Source organism: Halomonas sp. V046, from assembly GCF_052645355.1.
This window is the reverse complement of the sequence record NZ_JBQXYF010000002.1, coordinates 191,939-212,158: the sequence shown is the minus strand read 5'-3', so window position 1 is coordinate 212,158 and position 20,220 is coordinate 191,939. Positions and strand designations below refer to the sequence as shown.

The 20,220-nt window shown below is 65.7% G+C and carries 16 protein-coding genes; 10 read left to right on the top strand and 6 right to left on the bottom strand.

Translation table 11 applies throughout. The features are described 5' to 3' along the window. Positions 1-36: 36 nt before the first annotated feature. Both ACUN9Y_RS03360 and ACUN9Y_RS03355 read right to left on the bottom strand, forming a co-directional pair. Positions 37-597, bottom strand: coding sequence for a GNAT family N-acetyltransferase (locus tag ACUN9Y_RS03360; protein WP_445459267.1), 561 nt, complete (start codon positions 595-597; stop codon positions 37-39). A gap of 196 nt (positions 598-793) precedes the next feature. Then, positions 794-1,219: a hypothetical protein gene (locus ACUN9Y_RS03355; protein WP_445459266.1), complete on the bottom strand. Its 426-nt coding sequence runs from the start codon at positions 1,217-1,219 to the stop codon at positions 794-796. Positions 1,220-1,514: 295 nt separating this feature from the next. Between ACUN9Y_RS03355 and ACUN9Y_RS03350 the strand changes: the two genes are divergently transcribed. The 6 genes from ACUN9Y_RS03350 to ACUN9Y_RS03325 all read left to right on the top strand — a co-directional run bounded on the left by ACUN9Y_RS03350 (position 1,515) and on the right by ACUN9Y_RS03325 (position 5,497). Next, positions 1,515-1,790, top strand: coding sequence for a BrnT family toxin (locus ACUN9Y_RS03350; RefSeq protein WP_445459265.1), 276 nt, complete (start codon positions 1,515-1,517; stop codon positions 1,788-1,790). Beyond that, entirely contained in the window at positions 1,768-2,037 is a 270-nt protein-coding gene (locus ACUN9Y_RS03345; protein ID WP_445459264.1) for a BrnA antitoxin family protein, read from the top strand. Before ACUN9Y_RS03350 ends, ACUN9Y_RS03345 begins: the two co-directional genes overlap by 23 nt. Before the next feature lie 514 nt (positions 2,038-2,551). Further along, positions 2,552-3,388, top strand: a complete 837-nt coding sequence (locus ACUN9Y_RS03340; protein ID WP_445459263.1) for an enoyl-CoA hydratase — start codon at positions 2,552-2,554, stop codon at positions 3,386-3,388. Positions 3,389-3,622: 234 nt separating this feature from the next. Next, positions 3,623-4,459, top strand: coding sequence for an IclR family transcriptional regulator (locus ACUN9Y_RS03335; RefSeq protein ID WP_445459262.1), 837 nt, complete (start codon positions 3,623-3,625; stop codon positions 4,457-4,459). 61 nt (positions 4,460-4,520) lie between these two features. Then, on the top strand, positions 4,521-4,895 hold the full coding sequence (locus ACUN9Y_RS03330; RefSeq protein WP_445459261.1) for a Rieske (2Fe-2S) protein: 375 nt from the start codon (positions 4,521-4,523) through the stop codon (positions 4,893-4,895). A 47-nt stretch (positions 4,896-4,942) separates the two neighbouring features. Next, positions 4,943-5,497: a nucleotidyltransferase family protein gene (locus ACUN9Y_RS03325; protein WP_445459260.1), complete on the top strand. Its 555-nt coding sequence runs from the start codon at positions 4,943-4,945 to the stop codon at positions 5,495-5,497. A gap of 88 nt (positions 5,498-5,585) precedes the next feature. Here ACUN9Y_RS03325 and ACUN9Y_RS03320 read toward each other — a convergent pair whose 3' ends face one another. From ACUN9Y_RS03320 to ACUN9Y_RS03305, 4 genes are read right to left on the bottom strand one after another with little or no spacing between them, the layout of a single operon-like run. Continuing rightward, positions 5,586-6,143, bottom strand: a complete 558-nt coding sequence (locus ACUN9Y_RS03320) for a MarR family winged helix-turn-helix transcriptional regulator (RefSeq protein WP_445459259.1) — start codon at positions 6,141-6,143, stop codon at positions 5,586-5,588. 18 nt (positions 6,144-6,161) lie between these two features. Then, positions 6,162-7,457: a TRAP transporter large permease gene (locus ACUN9Y_RS03315; RefSeq protein ID WP_445459258.1), complete on the bottom strand. Its 1,296-nt coding sequence runs from the start codon at positions 7,455-7,457 to the stop codon at positions 6,162-6,164. After that, complete coding sequence (locus ACUN9Y_RS03310; protein WP_445459257.1) at positions 7,450-8,064, bottom strand: TRAP transporter small permease; 615 nt, start codon at positions 8,062-8,064, stop codon at positions 7,450-7,452. Before ACUN9Y_RS03310 ends, ACUN9Y_RS03315 begins: the two co-directional genes overlap by 8 nt. A 13-nt stretch (positions 8,065-8,077) precedes the next feature. Beyond that, on the bottom strand, positions 8,078-9,133 hold the full coding sequence (locus ACUN9Y_RS03305) for a TRAP transporter substrate-binding protein (RefSeq protein ID WP_445459256.1): 1,056 nt from the start codon (positions 9,131-9,133) through the stop codon (positions 8,078-8,080). Between the two features lie 506 nt (positions 9,134-9,639). Here ACUN9Y_RS03305 and ACUN9Y_RS03300 point away from each other — a divergent pair. From ACUN9Y_RS03300 to ACUN9Y_RS03285, 4 genes are all read left to right on the top strand, one after another. After that, complete coding sequence (locus ACUN9Y_RS03300) at positions 9,640-10,392, top strand: response regulator (RefSeq protein WP_445459255.1); 753 nt, start codon at positions 9,640-9,642, stop codon at positions 10,390-10,392. Then, entirely contained in the window at positions 10,389-17,186 is a 6,798-nt protein-coding gene (locus tag ACUN9Y_RS03295) for an AAA family ATPase (protein WP_445459254.1), read from the top strand. Before ACUN9Y_RS03300 ends, ACUN9Y_RS03295 begins: the two co-directional genes overlap by 4 nt. A 201-nt stretch (positions 17,187-17,387) precedes the next feature. Continuing rightward, positions 17,388-18,956 (top strand): sulfatase family protein, encoded by a 1,569-nt coding sequence (locus ACUN9Y_RS03290; RefSeq protein WP_445459253.1) that lies wholly within the window; start codon positions 17,388-17,390, stop codon positions 18,954-18,956. A 122-nt stretch (positions 18,957-19,078) separates the two neighbouring features. Next, positions 19,079-20,083 (top strand): MBL fold metallo-hydrolase, encoded by a 1,005-nt coding sequence (locus ACUN9Y_RS03285; RefSeq protein ID WP_445459252.1) that lies wholly within the window; start codon positions 19,079-19,081, stop codon positions 20,081-20,083. The last annotated feature ends 137 nt before the right edge of the window (positions 20,084-20,220 follow it).

Sequence of the window (20,220 nt, the reverse complement as noted above, 5' to 3'; positions counted from 1 at the left end):
TCACCGCACCGGGGCGGGCTCTGGTGTCAGGACAGCCTACTGGCAGGTGACATCTTGATAGCGATGGCGCCGGTAGACGCTGACCCGGCGACGATGAAACTCGGTCTCGCCTTCAAACAGGAAGCCGATCTTCTCAAGCACGCGCCAGGAGGCGATATTACCGGGCTCGACCACGGCAACCAGAGACGCCAACGAGGTCGCGGAAAAGGCATAGGCGGTCACCGCGCCGGCCACCTCGGTGGCGATACCCCGGCTCCAGTGACGCACCGCGAAGCGATAGCCAAGCGACATCTCTTCGTCGCCACCGACCCGCTCGGGGCCAATACCACAGAATCCCATCAGCGACAGCGACACCGGGTGGACCACCGCCCAGGGGCCATAGCCAAAGCGCTCGTAAATCGCCAGGCACTCCTCGACGAAGGCCGACGTGGCGGCCTCGTCACAGGGGCCGCGTAGGGAATACCGCATCACCCGACGGTCAGACAGGATGGCGCACAGCGCGGGCACATCGTCGCGCTGCAAGCGACGCAGCCGAGTGCGTCGCGTGGCGAGCACCTCCCCAGGAAGGCGCAACGGCGCCAAGCCGCCATGATCCATGCTTTCCTCCTGGCATTCAGGTCTTGCGGCGTTCCGGCGTTCCTACCTCGCCGCCTCTTGCATGTCGTGACGTCAGTATCGAAGCCAGGGCAACGATAGCGCCAGCGCTACAGCATTGCGCCTACTCGCTTTCCTGCCTCCGTCGCCTCTTCCGGGGTCGAGGTCGAGGTCGAGGTTCCCGAGCACGCATTCTCCTCTACAATTCCAATGCTCCAATGCGGCCCTCGACAGTCAGCAACAGGCTCAGCAGGAAAAAACGCGAACAGGCGCTCTCCACCCGCTCTTCGCCACCACGAGTGCGATAACGCATGCCGGCAAATACACCTGCCAGATCGCCTTCTGAAACGAAATACCGACTACGCACCACCGCCGCCAAGATGCTCTCGGCCCGCGTCCTCCAAACACCCGACTGACCCGGCTGATTGGCCAACCCAAGCATGGCAATGGCAATGGCAATGGCCGCGATGATGGCGGCACAGGGGTCCTTTCCGTCGCGATGCCACTCTTGATGGCTATCAGGAATAGGCTGAGTGCGTGATATCGACCAATACTCGCACGCTCGCCGGGCATCGCCCAGAAATGGCTCGCCATGGAGCTCGGCGGCCTGCACCAACGCCAGCATTGCCCAGGCCTACCCTCTTGACCAGCGCCCCTCGACCAGCACCCCGTGGCCTCCGGCGGTACGCGCAAGTGGCAGCGACTGCCGACGCGCTCCATCCACACAGGCAACGCCGAACGCGTGCAGTACAACAATGCCGAGTGCGGCGAGCGGCAGCGTCGAAGAATCGATTGAACCGTTCAAGCCGGTCGACGTGGATGATTGGGGCGCACTGCGCAACCGGTGAATGTCCCGCGCCCCCCTTCCCTTCCCATCCCATCCCTTCCCCTTCTTACTTTTTGTCCATACAATTAGGCGCATGATCATCGACTTCGACCCCAACAAGAGCGCTTGGAACGAGCGGAAGCGCGATCTACCTTTCACGGCGGTAGAGCGCTTCGATTGGGAGAACGCGATATTCACGGAAGACAACCGCTTCACGTATCCTGAGCGCCGCTTCATCGCCTTGGGGAAGATCGGCCAGCGCGTCCATGTGGTGTGCTTCACGCCGATTGAGGAGGGGATTCGAATCATTAGCCTGAGAAAGGCCAACCCACGGGAGGTACGCCGCTATGAAAACACGACTCACGGATAAGGACGGCGAAGTCCGCGAACTGACCGATGCTGACGTAAAGCGCATGGGCTCCATGTCGGAGATCCTGCCGACCGGCCTGCAACGCACCATCGGCCAGCGTGGCAAGCAGCATGCGCCGACGAAGGTAAAAACGTCGATACGCCTCTCTCAGGAGGTGATAGAACACTTCAAGGAAGAGGGCGACGGCTGGCAGCGCCGCATTGACCAAGCGCTAAAGCAGTACATCCGAGAGCATGGCCACGGGTAACGAGAGGGCCGGACACGGCTCAAACGCGACTTAGCCTGGCTCACCGATGTGATAAGCTGTCGCGGCCCCAGTGAGCCAGGTGCGACACGACTCCCAGCGTTTTTAACCTCCATGGAAGGAGGAGCGCTCACGCCGCCATTCTTACCGATACCTTTGGCGGCCTATCCGTCAACTACGTACGCTCACCAGTTCGTATTCGGAACTGGCCTCTCGGCGTTGCGCTACTTCGCGGCGACTCAAGGAGGGGCCGACTCAAGGCCCCTGGCGGCCTTAGCCCTGCTGGCCCTCAACGCGCGGCTGTATCCCTACTCCATCCCTACTCCCGCTTCGTCTACGAGCAGATCACTGGCTTCGTGATGGGGGACAACTGGCGATCAGGCGACTTTGCGTATCGAGCGTACGGTCCCGGCAAGGGATCCTCGACTCGTTTTCGTCCCCCTTTGGTCGCAGAGGGGGACGAAAACACCGCCGCTCGCGCTAGGCTTGCGTCGTTCGCCCACGATGGAGAGTCGCCATGTCCCGCCCCCAGCCCGCTGCAGCGGCCACCGCCGCCGAGCCAGATGCGCCTGTCGAACCAGATGCGCCTGTCGAGCGCTTCGAGGACCGCGGCATCGTCACTCTCGTGCTGAATCGTCCGGCGAGCTTCAACGCGCTCTCCGACGAAATGCTCGACGCCCTCGACGCTGCCCTGGAGGCCCTCGCCGACGAACCGCACCTGCACGCGCTGGTCATCGCCGCCAAGGGACGCGCCTTCTGCGCCGGCCACGACCTCAAGCAAATGCGTGCCCTCGGCGATGAAGACGACTATCGCGCCCTGTTCACCCGCTGCAGCCGGTTGATGCAGCGCCTCCAGGACTTTCCGGTACCGGTCATCGCCCGGGTCCAGGGCCTCGCCACCGCGGCAGGCTGCCAGCTGGTCGCGAGCTGCGACATGGCGGTGGCGACCAGCTCGGCACGCTTCGCGGTGTCGGGCATCAATGTGGGCCTGTTCTGCTCTACCCCGGCGGTGGCGCTGTCACGCACCATCGCTCCCAAGCACGCCGCCGAGATGCTCTTCAGCGGTGAGTTCATCGACGCCGAGCAGGCCCGAGACTGGGGGCTGATCAACCGTGTCGCCGACGATGATGCCCTCGACGCCACCCTCGAGACCCTGCTCGACAACCTGCGCGCCAAGAGCCAGGTGGCCCTGCGGACCGGCAAGGCCATGCTCGGCCGCCAGCGCAGCCTGCCGCTGGGCCAGGCCTATGCCTTCGCCAGCGAAGTCATGGCCGCCAACATGATGGCCGAGGACGTGGCCGAGGGCATCGACGCCTTCATCGCCAAGCGCAAGCCCGAGTGGAAACACCGCTAGGCGACAAGCGAGCCCGGCCAGAACGGGACAGCGCGAGGCACTCGGCGCGGTCCGACACGCCGAACCGGCGCCTGGCTCAGCCACCACGGCGGCCACCTGAGCGCCGCCATCGGGTCCGAAAAGGACGTTGAATCGCCTCACGAAAGCATCCGTGGAATGGTTTTCCGAAAACGCGACAGCGCAGCGACCAACGGGTATGCTAAAGGCTTTAGACCAGCACCAGGAGACGTACAGGTGACGGAAGTCAAACGCAGGACGGCGGGACGCCCGGCAACGGGTAAGGCCAGCGGTGGGCACAGCCAGTCGCTGGTGAGAGGGCTCAACCTGCTCGAGCGCCTGTCCGCCCACCCCGAAGGACTGGCTCTGTCCGACATCGCCGAACAAGCCGACCTGGCGCCGTCGACCACCCATCGGCTGCTGCAGGCCCTGCAGAGCCAGGGCTTCATTACCCAGGACGAAGACATCGGCGTGTGGAAGATCGACGTCAAGACCTTCCGCATCGGCAACAGCTTCCTCGAGGCCCGCGACTTCGTCGCCGCCAGCCGCCCTTACCTGCGCCGCCTGACCTACCTGACCGGTGAAACCGCCAACCTCGGCGTGCGCGACGGTGCCACGGCGGTATTCCTGGCCCAGAGCGAGTCACCGCAGATGATGCGCATGATCACTCGCCTTGGCTCGCGCGCGCCGCTGCACGCCTCCGGCGTCGGCAAGGCACTGATGGCCTGGCTGCCCGACGATGAGCTCGATCGGGTACTGGCCGAGCGTGGCCTGGAGCGGGTCACCGAGAACACCCTGTCCACCCCCGCCGACCTGCGCCGCGCCATGGCCGAGATCCGCGAGCGCGGCTATGCCTGCGACATCGAAGAGCACGCCATCGGCCTGCACTGCGTCGCCGCCTGCCTTCACGACGAACTCGGCACCCCACTCGGGGCCATCTCGGTGTCGGGACCTGTGGCGCGCATCCCCGACGCCCGACTCGCCGAGCTCGGCGAGCTCATCCGCGAGACCGCTGCCGAGATCACCGCCTTGATGGGCGGCAAGGTGCCCGACGCCGCCGACTTTCAGCCCTGAGCCCATGCAACCGCCAAGCGACAGCCACACCACAGCGGTGGCAGAGTCCCAGGAGCCGACCATGACTGACGCCTGGCGCAGCTACAAGAGCGCCCCTCCCGCCGGTACGCGCGTGGTGCCGGCCGATGCCCTGATACCCGGCGCGAGCCACTGCACCACCGTGGTGACCGAGAACGGACGTTTCCCGCTGGTGCTGGTGCGTAGCGACGCCGACATCCTGCATGCCTACGTCAACGCCTGCCCGCATCAGTACCTGCCACTGGACAGCCGCGGTAGCAACATCTTAAGCCGCGATGGCGGCCTGCTGATCTGCTCCGCTCACCAGGCCACGTTCCGCACCGACACCGGCGAAGGCGTCTCCGGACCCGGCCAGGGCGAAGCCCTCGACCCGGTGCCACTGGTGGAAGTCGAAGGCTGGTGGGTGATCGGGGAATGAGCCTGCCGACGGCATCCATCGGCTAAAAATGATGGACTACGCAACACATGGACTACGCCACGACGATCAAGGACTGGATACGTAGCGACGAGGAAAGCATGCGAGCGCTGCACCTGGCATCGGCGCTGCGGCTCGACGACTGGTGCATCGCGGCAGGATTCGTGCGCAACCTGGTCTGGGACAAGCTCCACGAGAAAGCCGAGCGCACCCCTCTCACGGACATTGACCTGATCTACTTCGACCCTTTCGAGCCCCGTCGGGCGAAAGACGAGGCCCTCGAACGGGTCCTGAAGCAGCGGTCACGCCTGCCGTGGTCGGTCAAGAACCAGGCGCGGATGCATATCCGCAACCATGACGCCCCCTACACCTCGACCCTTCACGCCATGAGCTACTGGGTGGAACTGGAAACCGCCATTGGCGTCAGGCTGTCCCACGACCACAGCATCGAATTGCTCGCGCCTTGCGGGCTAGCACGGCTTTTCGCCGGCACGATTACACTCAACCCGAAGAGCGGCAAGGCTGATGCCTTCCAGCGCAGGATCGTGGACAAGAACTGGCTATCCCATTGGCCAGCGCTAAGGATCAATAACGGCCTCAGCTAAAGATCAATAACGGCCTCAGCCGGGACTGACCCCGCGGGACATGGCCGAAAAGACGGCATTTCTTGCAGGCGACGAATGAGCCTCGCGGCTATCTGTCACCGTCGAGCTCGGCGGTGCCGGGGGTCTCCATCGGGTCGCCGGAGCGATCCTGTGACCAGTCGTCGTGGGTCTTCTCCAGGCGTTCGAGCTGTCGCTCGAGCTTGCCCATCACGTTCATCAGGTCGCGATACTCGCCGACGCTCAGCGTCGCCACCAGTTCCGCCTCCCACTGCTGGGCTTCGGGAATCAGCTTGGACAGCAGCGCCTGGCCAGCCGGGGTCAGGCGCAGGTCATGCACGCGCTGATCGCGGCTGGACGGCCGACGCAGGATCAGTCCGCGATCCTCCAGGGACTGCACCGCCCGAGAAATGCGCGCCTTGTCCATGCGCGTGGCCTGGCAGATCTGCTTGGCGGTGAGTTCATCGAGATGGCTGAGCCAGGCGAGCACTCGCCACTGGGCGATATTGAGATCGTAGCGCTCGGCATACAGCCGCGCCAGGGCCTGACTGAGGCGATCCGCCAGGCTATTGAGCCGGTACGGCAGGAACTGCTGCAGGTCGAGTTCCGGCTTGGCAGCGGGCGTGGCATCGTGCTCGAGGTTGGCCATGGCGTTGACACTCCGTCCCTAATAGAGCAGTTCTGGAAGGAACAGCACAATACCCGGGAACACCAGCACCAGCAACGCCCGGACCATGCCCGCCACCCAGAACGGCGTGACGCCGCGGAAGATCGTACCGGTCGCGAGATCCGGCAATACTGCCCTCAACACGAACACGTTCATGCCCACCGGTGGCGTGATGAGGCTGATCTCGATGACGATGACCACCAGGATGCCGAACCACACCAGGTCGAAGCCGAGCCCCGCCACCACCGGAAAGAACACCGGCACCGTGAGCAGCAGCATCGACATGCTCTCGAACACGCAGCCGAGCAGGACGTAAATGGCCAGGATCACCAGAATGACCAGAAACGGCGCCATCTCGAGCCCATTGACGAAGCCCAGCAGGTCGCTCGGCAACCCCGCCCGGTTGATGAAGTTGGCGAAGATCAGCGCCGTCAGCACCACGGCGAACAGCATGGCCGTGGTGCGGGCGCTGTCCATCAGCACTTCCATCAATAGCTTGAACGACAGCGCACGCCGCATCAGGGCGATGACGAAGGCCCCCATGGCGCCGATGCCGGCCGCCTCGGTCGGGGTGAAGACGCCAAGGTAAATCCCACCGATGACCAGCACGAACAGCGCCAGGGTACTGCCGACGCTCTTCAGGGCGTCGATACGTTCGCTCCAGGGCACCCGCTCGCCGGCAGGGCCGGCCTCGGGGTCGCGCCACATCACCCACTTGACCGCGACCAGATAGAGCACGATGCCGAGCATGCCGGGAATGAAGCCGGCGGCGAACAGCTCGCGAATGCTGGTCTCGGTCAGAATGCCGTAGATCACCAGCATCACGCTGGGGGGAATCAGGATACCGAGGGTGCCGCCGGCGGCGATGGAAGCACTGGCCAGACTATCCTTGTAGCCGTACTTGCGCATCTGGGGCATCGCCACCCGGCCCATGGTCGCAGCGGTGGCAAGGCTCGAGCCGCAGATGGCACTGAAGCCGCCGCAGGCGACGATGGTGGCCATGGCCTGGCCGCCCTTGCGATGCCCAAGAAAGCCGTTGGAGGCCCGAAACAGCGCATCAGAGAGCCCCGCCCGGGAGACGAAGTTGCCCATCAGAATGAACAGCGGAATCACCGACAGCCCATAGTCCATGGCGGTGTCGACCACCCGTCGTGCGGCCATGGATTCGGCGGCCATCGGGTTACCGGTCAAGAAATAGAAGCCGACGGTACCGACGATGCCCATGGCAAACGCCAGCGGCACCCTCAGAAAGGCCAGGGCCAACAGGGCGGCAAAGCCGTAAAGGGACTCAGTCATGCGGCTCTCCCGGGGTGGCCGTGGACGCTGGTGAGGACGGGCGCGCCACGCTCAAGGGGCCACCGCGGGGAATCACCCCGACGCCCTCGAGCAGGTAGCCAAGGCCGCGCAGGGCCGCCAGCACTGCGGAAACAAACAGCATCGCCGCGATCAGGTAGATCAGATAACCGATCGGAAGACGCAGGAACTCGGTGACATCGCCCCACTCCAGCGAGCGCACACCAAGCCCCCAGACACGGCCTGCAACGATCCACAGCGCCGCGGCCACCAGCAGGTTGATGGCGAGCTGACGCAGCCACACCCAGCGCGCGGGAAACACCGTATCCAGCAGGTCGACGCTGACGTGTTCCTCGCGCCAGCTCACCACCGGCATGGCCAGGAAGACCACCGCCGCCAGCATCAGCTGGGTCAACTCGACGCTGCCGGTGAGCGGCGAATTGAAGAAGAAGCGCCCCACGACATCGACCGTGGTGACGGCCATCAAGGCGAACAGAATGACGCCGGCCATGGACTCGAGCGTCACCTGGACGCCCTTGTCCAGGCGCCGGGCCAGGCTCGGCCTGGATGACGGCCCCTGGCCCGAGGGAGTAGAGGAAGAATGAGACACGCCGCCCTCCGCCTTATTCGCCGACAACGCGCGGCGCGATGCTGTCGTCGCCATCGGCCACGGCAAGCTGCTCACGGAAGAAATCGAGGGCCTCGCGGGCATCGAGATCACCGTTGGAGACCTTGTCGGCCCAGTCGACGATCAGCTCCTCGTTGACCGCCTTGAGCATCGCGATGTCCTCGGCGCTGGCCTGGGTGAAGGTGTGGCCCATCTCCTTGGCGAACTCGACGCCGCGCTCGTCGGACACATCCATCATGTAGCCGAACAGGCGCGACAGGGACTCCCCCGAGACCGACTCGATGGCGGCCTTGTCGTCGGCGGAAACGCGATCCCAGAAGTACGGATTGACGACGATCGCGAAGCTTCCGCGATAGAAACCGCCGTCCACGGTCAGGGTGTAGGGCGCGACCTCGGCCACCCGGAAGCTGCGCAAGCCCTCGAGGGTCAGCATGGCGCCGTCGATGACCCCTTGGGAGGCGGCCTCGTAGACACCCGTAGGCGGCAGCGCCACGCCCGTCACGCCGATGGCACTGGCCAGGTCACTCATCACGCCGCCCCCCACCCGCAGGCGACGGCCGTCGAGATCGGCGAAGGTCTCCGCTTTCTCGGCGGTGAATATCTGTCCCGGGCCATGCACCCCCACGGCCATGACATCGACGCCGCGGTGCTCACTGGCCTGGGCGAGATAGTCCTGATAGGTACGCCAATACGCCGCCGAAGCGGTCTCCGACGAGAACGGCTCGAAGGTCGGAAACTCGGCCAGTTGGGTCAGCTCGAAGCGCCCCGCCATGTGTCCATGGAAGATCCAGCTGGCATCCGCCACGCCATCGGCCACCAGCGCCATCTGGGCGGCGGGCGGCCCCAGGTCGTGAACCACCTCCAGGGTCACGCGGCCCTCGGTGGCATCCTCGATCCAGGCCTTCCAGGTCGGCCAGACGATGGTGTTGATGCCATGGTTGGGGCCACCCCAACTGCTGACGGTCAGGGTCTCGGCGGCCTGGGCTTGGCTCGGGGCCGCCAGGGTCAGGGTCGTGAGTGCAGCACCGACCAAGGCGTGGGCGGTCTTCATGGGCGTTTCTCCGTCGTCACGGGGCGGCAACAGCCGCCGTTATCATTGTCGTTAGCACCGCGAGGGCGATGACGGCGACGGGCGGCTCGCCAACGGACGCCATAAGGCCCGAGAAGCCACCACAAACGCCCTAGTCGCACCTGCGCCTCGCGAGCGTTACAGGGTGGCTCAACCTTGCCTGCTGATTAGTCTCCCTGGCAACTAAACGAGCGACGCAACACGCTTAGACATAGGTCTATAAATCTTTCATCCGGATGATTAACAACGAATATTTGCAACCATGAATCCCGCTCTACCTTGATATACGTCCTTGCATTCTGGACTTTTTGTTGCAAAAGAAACTATCTTTTTGCGCAACGGCCCTCCGCGCTCCCGCCATCGACCGAGCATAGATGCGGCGGGCGCAGGCGGCGCGACTCACCCATGCTGAAGCTATCGAAAGCCCCATTCGCCCAGCGAGGCACGCCATCAAGCCGCGAACGCGTGCCTTCAGGGAGGTAGTGTCCATGTCCCACCAACACCGAGCCTGCATGCCGAACGATCCTGCCAATGCCCATATCCTGATCGTCGAGGATGATCCCACCTCTCGTCACCTGCTGGTCGGCTACTTCGAGAAGGCCGGTTATCGCGTCAGCGCCCGCGACAGCGCCGATGCGCTGGAGCCCCTGATTCACGATACCGGCGTCGATCTGGTGCTGCTCGATATCAGCCTACCCGGCCGCGACGGTCTCAGCGTGACCCGAGAGCTGCGCGCACAGTCGCGTATCGGCATCATCCTGGTGACCGGCGCAGGCGACGACATCGACCGCATCGTCGGCCTGGAGATGGGCGCCGATGACTACGTCACCAAGCCCTTCAACCCCCGCGAACTGCTGGTCAGGGTCAAGAATCTGCTGTGGCGGGTGCTCGCCGAGGATGCCGGCCAGTCGTCGCCTGATGCCTCGCTGTGGCGCTTCGAGGGCTGGTCGCTCAAGGCCCGCAAGCGTGAACTGACCGGCCCCGACCAGCATAGCCATCGCCTCCCCGAGGGTGAGTTCAAGCTGTTGCTGGCGCTGCTCTCCCACCCCGGGCAGGTGCTGTCACGCGACCAGTTGATGGACGCCATTCGTCAGCGCGAATGGACCCCCAATGACCGCACCATCGATGTGCTGATCGGTCGCCTGCGGCGCAAGCTTCAGGACCCCTCCCACGACCCCCGCCTGATCCTGACCGCCCATGGCGCAGGCTACGTCTTCGCCGGTGAGCTGAGCTGCTCATGATCGCCTGGGGCTACCGCATCGAACAGACGCTGTCGTCCGGTCCCCACTGCCGCGTTCTGCGGGCACGCCGCCTCGACGATGAGCGTCGGGTGATCATCAAGCACTGGCCGGCGGCGACGCCCAGGGCGGTGCTGGAAGCGGCGCTAAACGAGCAGCGCCTGCTCGCGACGCTGCACCTGCCGGGTGTCATTCGCCTACGCGACAGCCATGCCGTCGACGATGGCCTGATCAGCGTCTTCGATGACACCGCCAGTGTGCCCCTGCGCCAGTCGATCGCCTCGCCACCGCCGCCGTGGGCCGACTGGCTGGCCCAGGCCATTGCCCTGGCCGAACTGCTCGGGCGCCTGCATGACGCCGGTGTTATCCACAAGCAGATCACCCCAGACCATCTGTTGATACATCCCGAGCGTGGCGAACCGACCCTGATCGACTTCACCCAGGCGTCACGCCTGGGACGTGAAGAGGCCGAAGCGCCTCGACCGATGGCGCTTGAGTCACCCTACCTTGCCCCCGAGCAGACCGGCCGCATCCACCGCAGCATCGACTATCGCAGCGACTACTATGGGCTCGGCGCCACCCTCTACGAGGTGCTGACCGGTCAGACGCCCTTCGCCGGCGAGGCCGGGGCCACGCTCACCCACAGCCAGATCGCCAAGTCGCCGATACCCGCCGGGCGCCTGCGTCCGGCGCTGCCGGAGATGGTCTCGCGGCTAATCGACAAGCTGTTGGCCAAGGACGCCAGCGAGCGCTATCAGTCCAGCGCCGGCCTGGTTCACGACCTGCGCCACTGCCAGCGGAGCGTTCTCGAGCTCGGCTACGTGCCGAGCTTTCGCCTCGGCCGAGAAGATCGCTCGCCGCACTTCCGGCTGTCCCATCGTCTGTACGGCCGGCGCGAGCCGCTTGACGCCCTGCGCAGCGCCTTGGCGCACTCGGCCGAGGGTCGTGGCGGCGTGGTGCTGATCGAAGGGGCGGCCGGCGTAGGGAAGTCGAGCCTGGTTCAGGAGCTGCGCCGCGACGTCACCATCGGCGGCGGACGGCTCATCGGCGGCAAGTTCGAGCAGTTTCGCCGCAATCGCCCCTACGCGGCCATCAGCCAGGCGCTGCGCGAACTGGTGCGCCCACTGTTGACCGAACCCGACGCCTTGTTGACCCAGTGGCGACACGCCATCGCCGAGGCCCTGGGCCCCCACGCCGCCTTGATGGGCAAGCTGGTGCCGGAGCTTGGCGCCATCATGCCAGTGACCGAAAAAGCGGCGCTGGCCGATACCCTCCCGCCACTCGTCGATGACCACGAGCGCTTCCCGCGCGCCGTCATGGCGCTGCTGCGCGTCTTCAGCGAACAGCGCGGCCCGCTGGTGGTGTTTCTCGACGACTTGCATTGGGCGGACCCCGCCTCCCTGGCCCTGTTCGACACCCTGGCCGGTCGTCCGGCGCTACCGCGCCTGCTGCTGATCGGCAGCTATCGCGGCGACGAAGTGACCGCCGGCTCGCCGCTGAGCCGAAGCCTCGAGCGGCTGAGAGAACGGTTGAGAGAGCGGCGGGGAGAACAGATGAGAGCCAAGTCCCAGGGCCCGCTCGAGCTGACCCTCGGGGCGCTGAGCCAGGACGAGATCCGCCTGCTGCTGGCCGATACGCTCCACCACACCCCCGCGCAGTGCACGGCGCTGGCCACGGCCTGCCATCGCAAGACGCGCGGCAACCCCTTCTTTCTGAAACAGTTTCTATCCTCTTTGCATGACGAGGGGGTGTTTCACTTCAGCAACCAACGCTGGCAGTGGCAGCAGGCGGACATCGACAATCGCGACATCAGCGACAACGTCGCGAAGCTGATGGCCCAGCGCCTCGAGCGGCTACCGCCGGCCTCGCGCGAGGTGCTGATAGACGGGGCATGCCTCGGCGGCAGCTTTACCCTTGGCCTGCTGAGCATGATCACCGGCAGCGCGCCGCACGCGCTCGCCGACCGCCTCGCGCCAGCACTTGCCGAAGGCATGATCGTGCCGCTCGACCGCGGACCCACGGCACCTATCGCCAAGGCACCTATCGCCAAGGCACCGCTCCCGGCCTCGGCGCCGCCAGCGCCACTAACGCCTGTTGCCCCAGGGTGGCCAACGCCCTCCCCTCGCTATCGCTTTTCCCACGACCGGATTCAGCAGGCCGCCTGCGCGCCCCTCGATGCAACGATGCTGGCCGACCGTCATCTCGCCATCGCCCGCCGCTTGATTCGCGGCCTGCCCGCTGAAGTCCTCGACAGCCGACTGTTCGACGTTGTCGACCACTACAACCTCGGGCGCAACCGGCTCAGCGACGGCGACGAGCGCCTCACCTTGGCCGGCCACAACCTCCAGGCCGGCCTGCGCGCCCGGCAGGCCGCGGCCTTCGACACCGGCCTGGACTACCTGGCGACCGGCCTGTCACTGCTCGGCGCCGACGCTTGGTCGAGGCACTACGACCTGACCCTGGCCCTGCACATCAACGCCGCCGAAGTCGCCGGCGTGCTGGGTCAGGACGAGCGCAGCGAAGCCCTGTGCGCCGCCATCGAGGCCAACGCCCGCAGCCTGCTGGATCGCGGTCGGGTCTATCGGCTACGCATCCTCGCCGAAGTCGCCCACAACCGCTTCGATGCCGCCCTCAAGGAGTCCCTGACGCTGCTCGCCGGACTCGGGGTGACGATGCCCAAGGCACCCAGCCCACAGCGCCGCTGGATGGCGTTGTGGCGCACCCGCCGACGCCTGGCGCGCTACGGCGAACGCGAATGGCTGGCCCTGCCGGCGATGACCGATCCCGGCCGGCTCGCGGCGATGCCGATCCTCGAGAGCATGTTCGGTGCCGTGAAACTGTCCGACCCGCGGCTAAGGCCATTGGTCGCCGCGCGGCAGATCGACCTGATCCTGCGTCACGGCCGCTGCCCCGGCGTGTCTCAGGCCCTGGCCGGCTACGCCGGCGTGCTGTGCGGCGACCTGCTCCACATCGCCGAGGGCTATCGCCTCGGGCGCCTGGCGCTGGCCCTGGAGGCGCGCGACGGTCAAACCCTGTCGCGCTATCGCACCCCCATCGTCCACAACATCTATGTGCGCCACCACCGCGAGCCCCTCGCCACCTGCTGCGCCGATCTGGTCACCCTCGGCCACCGGGCCATCGACATCGGCGATCGCGAATGGGGCGCCTACGCCCTGGCCGCCCATATCCAGTACCGCCTGCCCCTGGCCGTGGACCTGGCGCGAACACGGCGTGAACTCGCCGAGCAGGCCCAGACCCTCGAGCGCTTGGGTCAGCAGCAGTCGGTCGAGTACTCCCGCGAGGCGCTGATCTGGCTCGACGCGCTGACCGGTAACGCCGCCGGCTCAGATGCCGACCCAGGTACCGACTCAGGTGCCGCCCCAGACGTCGCCCCAGACGCAGCCCCGGACACTGCACGCAGCGGCGCCTCCCATCAGACCGCGCGCTGCCTGCACTACCTCTACCGAGCCCAGCTTGCCCTGGTCTTCGACGAGCCCGAGCGCGCCGTGGCCCACATCGAACGGGCCTATGGCCTGCGCGACTCGGTGCGCGGCACCTTCACCATGCCCACCCTGTTGATGTTTCGCGCCCTCGCCCTGTTGCGCCGGTCCAGCGCCCGCCCGGACCTTCGCGAGAGGCTCGCCCACCATCGCCGCCTGGTGGTGCTGCGACGCCTGGTCAGGGAATGCCCCGCCAACCATCGCCACCGGGTCAGCCTGATACGCGCCGAGTGGCAGCGCCGCTGCGCCCGCCACACCCGCGCCATGGCCCACTACGACGACGCCATCCGCCACGCCGAGTCTCACGGTTTTCACTTCGAGGCGGCCATGGCTCGGCAATTTGCCGCCGACTTCTATCGCCACTGGAACAAGATCGAGATCGCCCAGACCTTCCTGCGCGCCGCCTACCTCGGCTATCGCGCCCTCGGCGCCGAGGCCAAGCTGACCCAGATGCGCCGCCGCCACGAGCAGGACCCCGCCCTGGCGTCGATACTCGGCGCCGACCTGGACGCAGCGCCGGCCGCTGGCGATGCCCGGCGACCCTGGCGGGAGGCGACGTCGGCAGCGGTCGGCGCACCGCCGGGGGAGGAGTTGGCCTCGGTCATCGATGCCTCCCAGGCGATCTCCGACGAAATCGTGCTCGAGCGCCTGCTCGAGCGCTTGATGCCCTTGGCGCTGCAAAACGCCGGGGCCCAGCGCGGGGCGCTGATCCTCAGCCACGGCCAGTCGCTGATCATCGAGGCCTCGGCGCACCTGGTGGACGACGGCGCAACGCCCCAGGCGCCCCCGATCCGCGTGCGCACCGAGCCCCAGCACCTGGCCGACGCCTTCGACCAGCTCGCCACCAGCATCGTGCGCTACGTCGCCCGCACCCGCGAGCAGGTGGTCCTCGATGACGCCCTGGAACATCCGTTGTTCCAGCAGGATCGCTACCTGTGGCAGCACCACCCCAAGTCGCTGCTGTGCATTCCGGTGCTCTACCACAGCGACCTCACCGCGGTGTTGTATCTGGAGCACCGCGACAGCCGCCACGTGTTCAACCGCGAACGCCTGGAGACCCTGCGCATCCTCGCTACCCAGGCGGCCATCTCGATCGAAAACGCCAAGCTGTACCAGCGCCTGAAGCGCTCCGAACTGGAGTATCGCTCGCTGTTCGAGAACGCCAGCGAAGGCATCTTTCGCATCGACGAACGGGGACGCTTCCTGGCGGTCAATCCAGCCCTGGCGCGGCTGCTCGGCCACGCCTCCCCCCAGGCCTTTCTGCGCGAGGGGCCGGCGACGGTCAAGACCTGCTTCATGGCCCTGCGCGACTGGCGCCGAGTGCTGGCCCAGCTCGCCCGCCATGGCCACCTCCACGGTATCGAGACCCGCTGGCGCCACCGTGATGGCGGCCAGGTGCAACTGGCGCTTTCCGCCCGCCGGGTCGAAGGCAGCGAGCGCGAGCAGGAGTTCGAAGGCTCGGTAATCGATATCGGCGAACGCCAGGCCCGCGTACGCGCCGAGCTTGCGCGCAACAAGGCCGAGGCGGCCAGCCAGGCCAAAAGCCAGTTTCTCGCGGTCATGAGCCACGAGATACGCACCCCCATGAACGGCATTCTCGGCATGGCCCAACTGCTGCTGCGCTCACCGCTCAACCCGACCCAGCGCGACCAGCTCGCCGCCCTGCAGCAATCCGGGGAATCCCTGCTGGCGATCCTCAACGACGTGCTCGACCTGACCCGGCTGGAAGCCGGGCAAATGGCGATAGAGGGCGGCGACTTCGACCTTCACCAGGTGCTGGAGAACCTGGCGACGCTACTGGCGCCGAGCGCCGCCGAGAAGGGGCTGGCCTTTACGCTGGCCATCGCGCCGACGGTCCCCCGAGAGGTCCACGGCGACGCCCGGGCGCTCAACCAGGTGCTGCTCAACCTCACCACCAACGCCATCAAGTTCACCGAGACCGGCGAGGTGGGCCTGTGCGTCGCGGTGCGCCAGGCCGATGACCACGGCTGGACGCTCGCCTTCGAGGTAAGCGACAGCGGCATCGGCATCGCCCCCCAGGCCCAGGCACGCATCTTCGAGCGCTTCACCCAGGCCGACCCGAGCATTGCGCGCCGCTTCGGCGGCACCGGGCTCGGGCTATCGATCTGCCGCCACCTGACCGAGCTCCAGGGCGGCGACATACGGCTCCATAGCCAGCCCGACCAGGGCAGCCGGTTCTGCGTCACGCTACGCTACGCCGTGCCAGGCGGCGCGGCGCTCGCCTCATCAGCCCCATCCTCATCGGCGCTCGCCTCATCAGCCCCGTCCTCACCAGTCCCGTCCTCGCCGGCCCCAGTGGCACCGGTGCCAGGCATCGCCGCCACGGCGACCCCGCCCCTGACGGTACTGTTGGTGGAGGATCAGGAGATCAATCGCCGCGTCACCAAGGGCCTGCTCGAGCAGGCCGGCCACCGCGTGTTGCTGGCCGAGAACGGCGCCAGTGCCGTCGCCCGGCACAACGCAGAAGCCGTCGACCTGGTGCTGCTCGATATCCAGCTGCCCGACCTCGATGGGCGCGAGGTCGCCAAGCGCCTGCGCGCCCACCCCGACCCGCGCCGCGCCGGGGTGCGTATCGTCGCCTTGACCGCGGCGGCGAACGCGACCGCGCCCCCGGGCCGACGCCCCGGCCCGGGAGACAGCTATCGCGACGCCGGCATCGACGCCGTCCAGCTCAAGCCGGTGAACGTCGAGGCCCTGCACCGCGAGCTGGCAAGCGCGGCGCTGGGCAGCAGGGCAGCATCCCCGGCAACGCCGCGGCCGCGCGCCTTGCCCCCCGCACCGACGTCTCCTCCCGCCACCGCCCCCCCGCCGATGCCCACCGGTTTGAACGACAGCGGTATGAACGACAGTGGATTGAACGACGGCGGTGTAAACGACAGCGATTCGAACGATGGCGGTGTGAACGATAGCGACGTGATCGACCGCGCGCTGCTCGGCCAGCACCGCGACGCCCTCGGCGCGCCGGGCCTTGCCACCCTGCTTGCACAGTTCGACGACCAGCGCCGTGCAAGGCTTACGTCTCTGGCGCTGGCGACATCCAGGGAGGAGCGCAAGCGCCTGCTTCACCAGCTCACCGGCAGCCTCGCCAACCTGGGCCTGAGCGCCGCCGCCCACCAGTGCCGGCAGTTGGGCTCCGACGAGCTCGACCCGCAGGCCCTCGCAGACCTCGACGCCACCATCGACGCCTGCCTGGCCGCCTCTCACGCCGCCATCGCCGAGCAGAAGATCGCCGATCAGAGGATCACCGGGCAGAGGACCACCAGGGCGGCAGACTGAGCCGAGACGCCGGATTCGCCACGACGGCGCGGTTGCTAATTCTGGTCGTTACATCTGGTCATAACTTCGCACAACTTCGTACGACTGGCGCCAAGCTCGTTTACCACGACACCCTATGCTGAGACTCCCCCCACGGGGCTGGCGGCTGGCGCTACGGCGCTGCGCCTCGATGCCACTCGCTCTCACCAATGGAGACCCGCGATGTCCGGATCACACCGAGCCCGACTTGTCATGACCGTCGCCCTGGGGCTTGTCTCCGGCAGCGCCTTCGCACTCGATCGGCCCAATATCCTGCTGATCGTCTCCGACAATCAACACGCCGGCCTGCTCGGTGCTTACGGCAATCCCGACATTCGCACACCGAGCATCGACAGGCTCGCCGACGAGGGAGTCACCTTCACTCGTGCCTTCGCCGTCAACGGCATGTGTTCACCGACCCGGGCGACACTCATGACCGGCCTGATGCCATCCCAGCACGGCCTTCACGACTGGCTCAACGACGAACAGATGGAGGATTGGCCGAGAGACTGGTCGGCGGTTGCCGAATTTCGAAGCCTGCCGTACACGCTCAAGGAGAATGGCTATCAAACGGCGATGATCGGCAAATGGCACTTGGGCCAGCCGTGGGAAGCCTCGCTTGGCTTCGACTACTGGATCACGTTCACCAGCGGCCATACCCTCGATTTCTGGCGTAACGACGTCGTCGACAACGGTGACGTCATTCGCGTGGAAGGTCAGCATATGGTGGATTACTTCGGCGACCGAGCGGTGGCGTACATCGACAACGTCAACGCTGACGACCCCTTCTTTCTCAACGTCTCCTTCGACGGGCCCTACATGGACCCGCCAACCAATATGGGGCCTGCCCGCAACCGTCACTACCAGAGCTACGTAGATCAACCTCTAAGCTCTTTTCCTCAGGAGCCGTTCAATGCCAACTATGTGGATCAGTTGATCGATTTCGCCCGCAGCAACGACAGTGATCACTTCCTCAACCGCATGATCAAGACCGTACTGACCCGCATGGCCGGCGATCATGCCTCCCGAGCCAACATGGCATCCCAAAACACCTTGGTCGATGACAACGTCGGACGCCTGCTCGACGCTCTCGAACGACGCGACCTCAACGACAACACCATCGTCATCTACAGCTCAGACCAGGGGACCTATTACGGTCAGAACGGGCTATGGACTCACACCGTGATGAGCTCTCCATCCACGCTCCAGGAAACGGCCTTTCAGATTCCGCTGATCATTCGCTCCCCCGAAGGCCTAAAGGATCACCGCGAACCAGCGCTGATTGGCCAGTACGATATCCCGGTGACAATCCTCGAAATGGCCGGTATCGATACGCCACTACCCAACTCTCCGGGTCGCAGCTTCAAGGGCCTGATCAACGATGCTGACAGCCCTTCCGTCCACGACGCAGTGTTCTACGAGCAGACCGAGACTCGCGGCATTCGCACCGATCGCTACGCCTACTGGAAGCGCCTGGATAGCGATTTTGGCGGCAACGAACTCTACGACATGCGAGCAGACCCCGAGCAACGCCGCAATATCGTCGCAGACGCCACCCTGAACGACGTCGTTCAGGATCTGGACGCTCGCCTAACGGCATTCTTCGATGAATACACTAGCCCCCGTTACGATCTCTGGAGCGGCGGCACCGCGAAAGGCTCGCTGTCGCACCCCGACGAGTTTCGCCGCCGCTACGGCGACAACTGGGCGATACAGACCACAATCTTGCCCTCCTTTGGCGGGGCACCTTGAGGCCGAGCCTTGACACCGTTACTTGAAATAGCCAGGCCAGAACGCTGATCACAGACGCCGTCCCCCAACGGCCGACTAGCAGTTATAGCAACCGACCTCCCTATCGCCCCCGAGGACTCCTCATGTCTGTCGTTGCCCGATGCCTCTCCTGCGTGCTTCTCCTTTCAAGCCCGTTCGCCGGAGGCTACGCCTCCGCCGCTGTGGCTGATGATCCGGCCCTCATCACCGAAGACGAGCTCAGCATTCCCACTCGCGTTGTTACCTTGGGGACCGGCACACCAAATATCATCGACGGCAGGTCCGGCACCGCAACGGCGGTCATCGTCGACGGCAAGGAGGTCTATCTGTTCGACGCAGGATCGGGCTTCATGAGCCAACTCGGCCAGTTCCGCGAACGCGAGGAAAAGCGCGGCGTATTTCCCTCTCGCGCAAGCTATGATCTGCCCCTGCATCCGACTTACCTCGACACGTTATTCCTGACGCACCTCGACTCTGACCATATCCTCGGGTTGCCCGAGCTACTGCTTAGAGGCTGGGTTCTGCGCCGCAACACGCCGGTACGCATCTGGGGGCCGCAAGGCACCCGCGAGCTGGTCGACGGTATCGTAGGCGCGTATCGGGTCGACATCGACCACCGGCTGCAAAGCCTGCCGCTGCCCGAAGGGCAACCGTACGCGGGCATCGTCGAGGAACTGACCGGCCCCGGGGTCGTCTATCGAGATGCCTACGTCACCATTTCCGCCATCGCCGTGGATCACGGCAACTGGCCAAAGGGACAGGCCTTCGGCTATCGCATCGAGGCACCGGACAAGACCATCGTCATCTCCGGCGACACCCGCCCTTCCCAGGACCTGGTCGAGGCCTCCTCCGGCGTCGACCTGCTGCTGCACGAGGTCATGTCGACCACCGGCCTGGCCCGACTGCCAGAAAAGTGGCAGGACTACATGCTTGACGCCCACACCACGACGGCCCAACTGGCCGAGATCGCCAATACCCTTGAGCCCGAGCAGCTCATCCTGATTCACCCGTTGTTCTTCGGTGTCAACGACCAGACGGTGATCGATGAGATGGCCGAGCACTACGATGGCAACTTCACCCTCGCCCAGGATGGCGACGTCTTCGAATGATCGGGGTTCCAGATCACCGCGATGAGCCCCGATCGTTACATCTGGTCATAACTTCGCACAACTTCGTACGACTGCCGGCAAGCTCGTTTACCGACGCCGCGTAGAGTGGAACCACCGTGACGACGATGACAAGAATC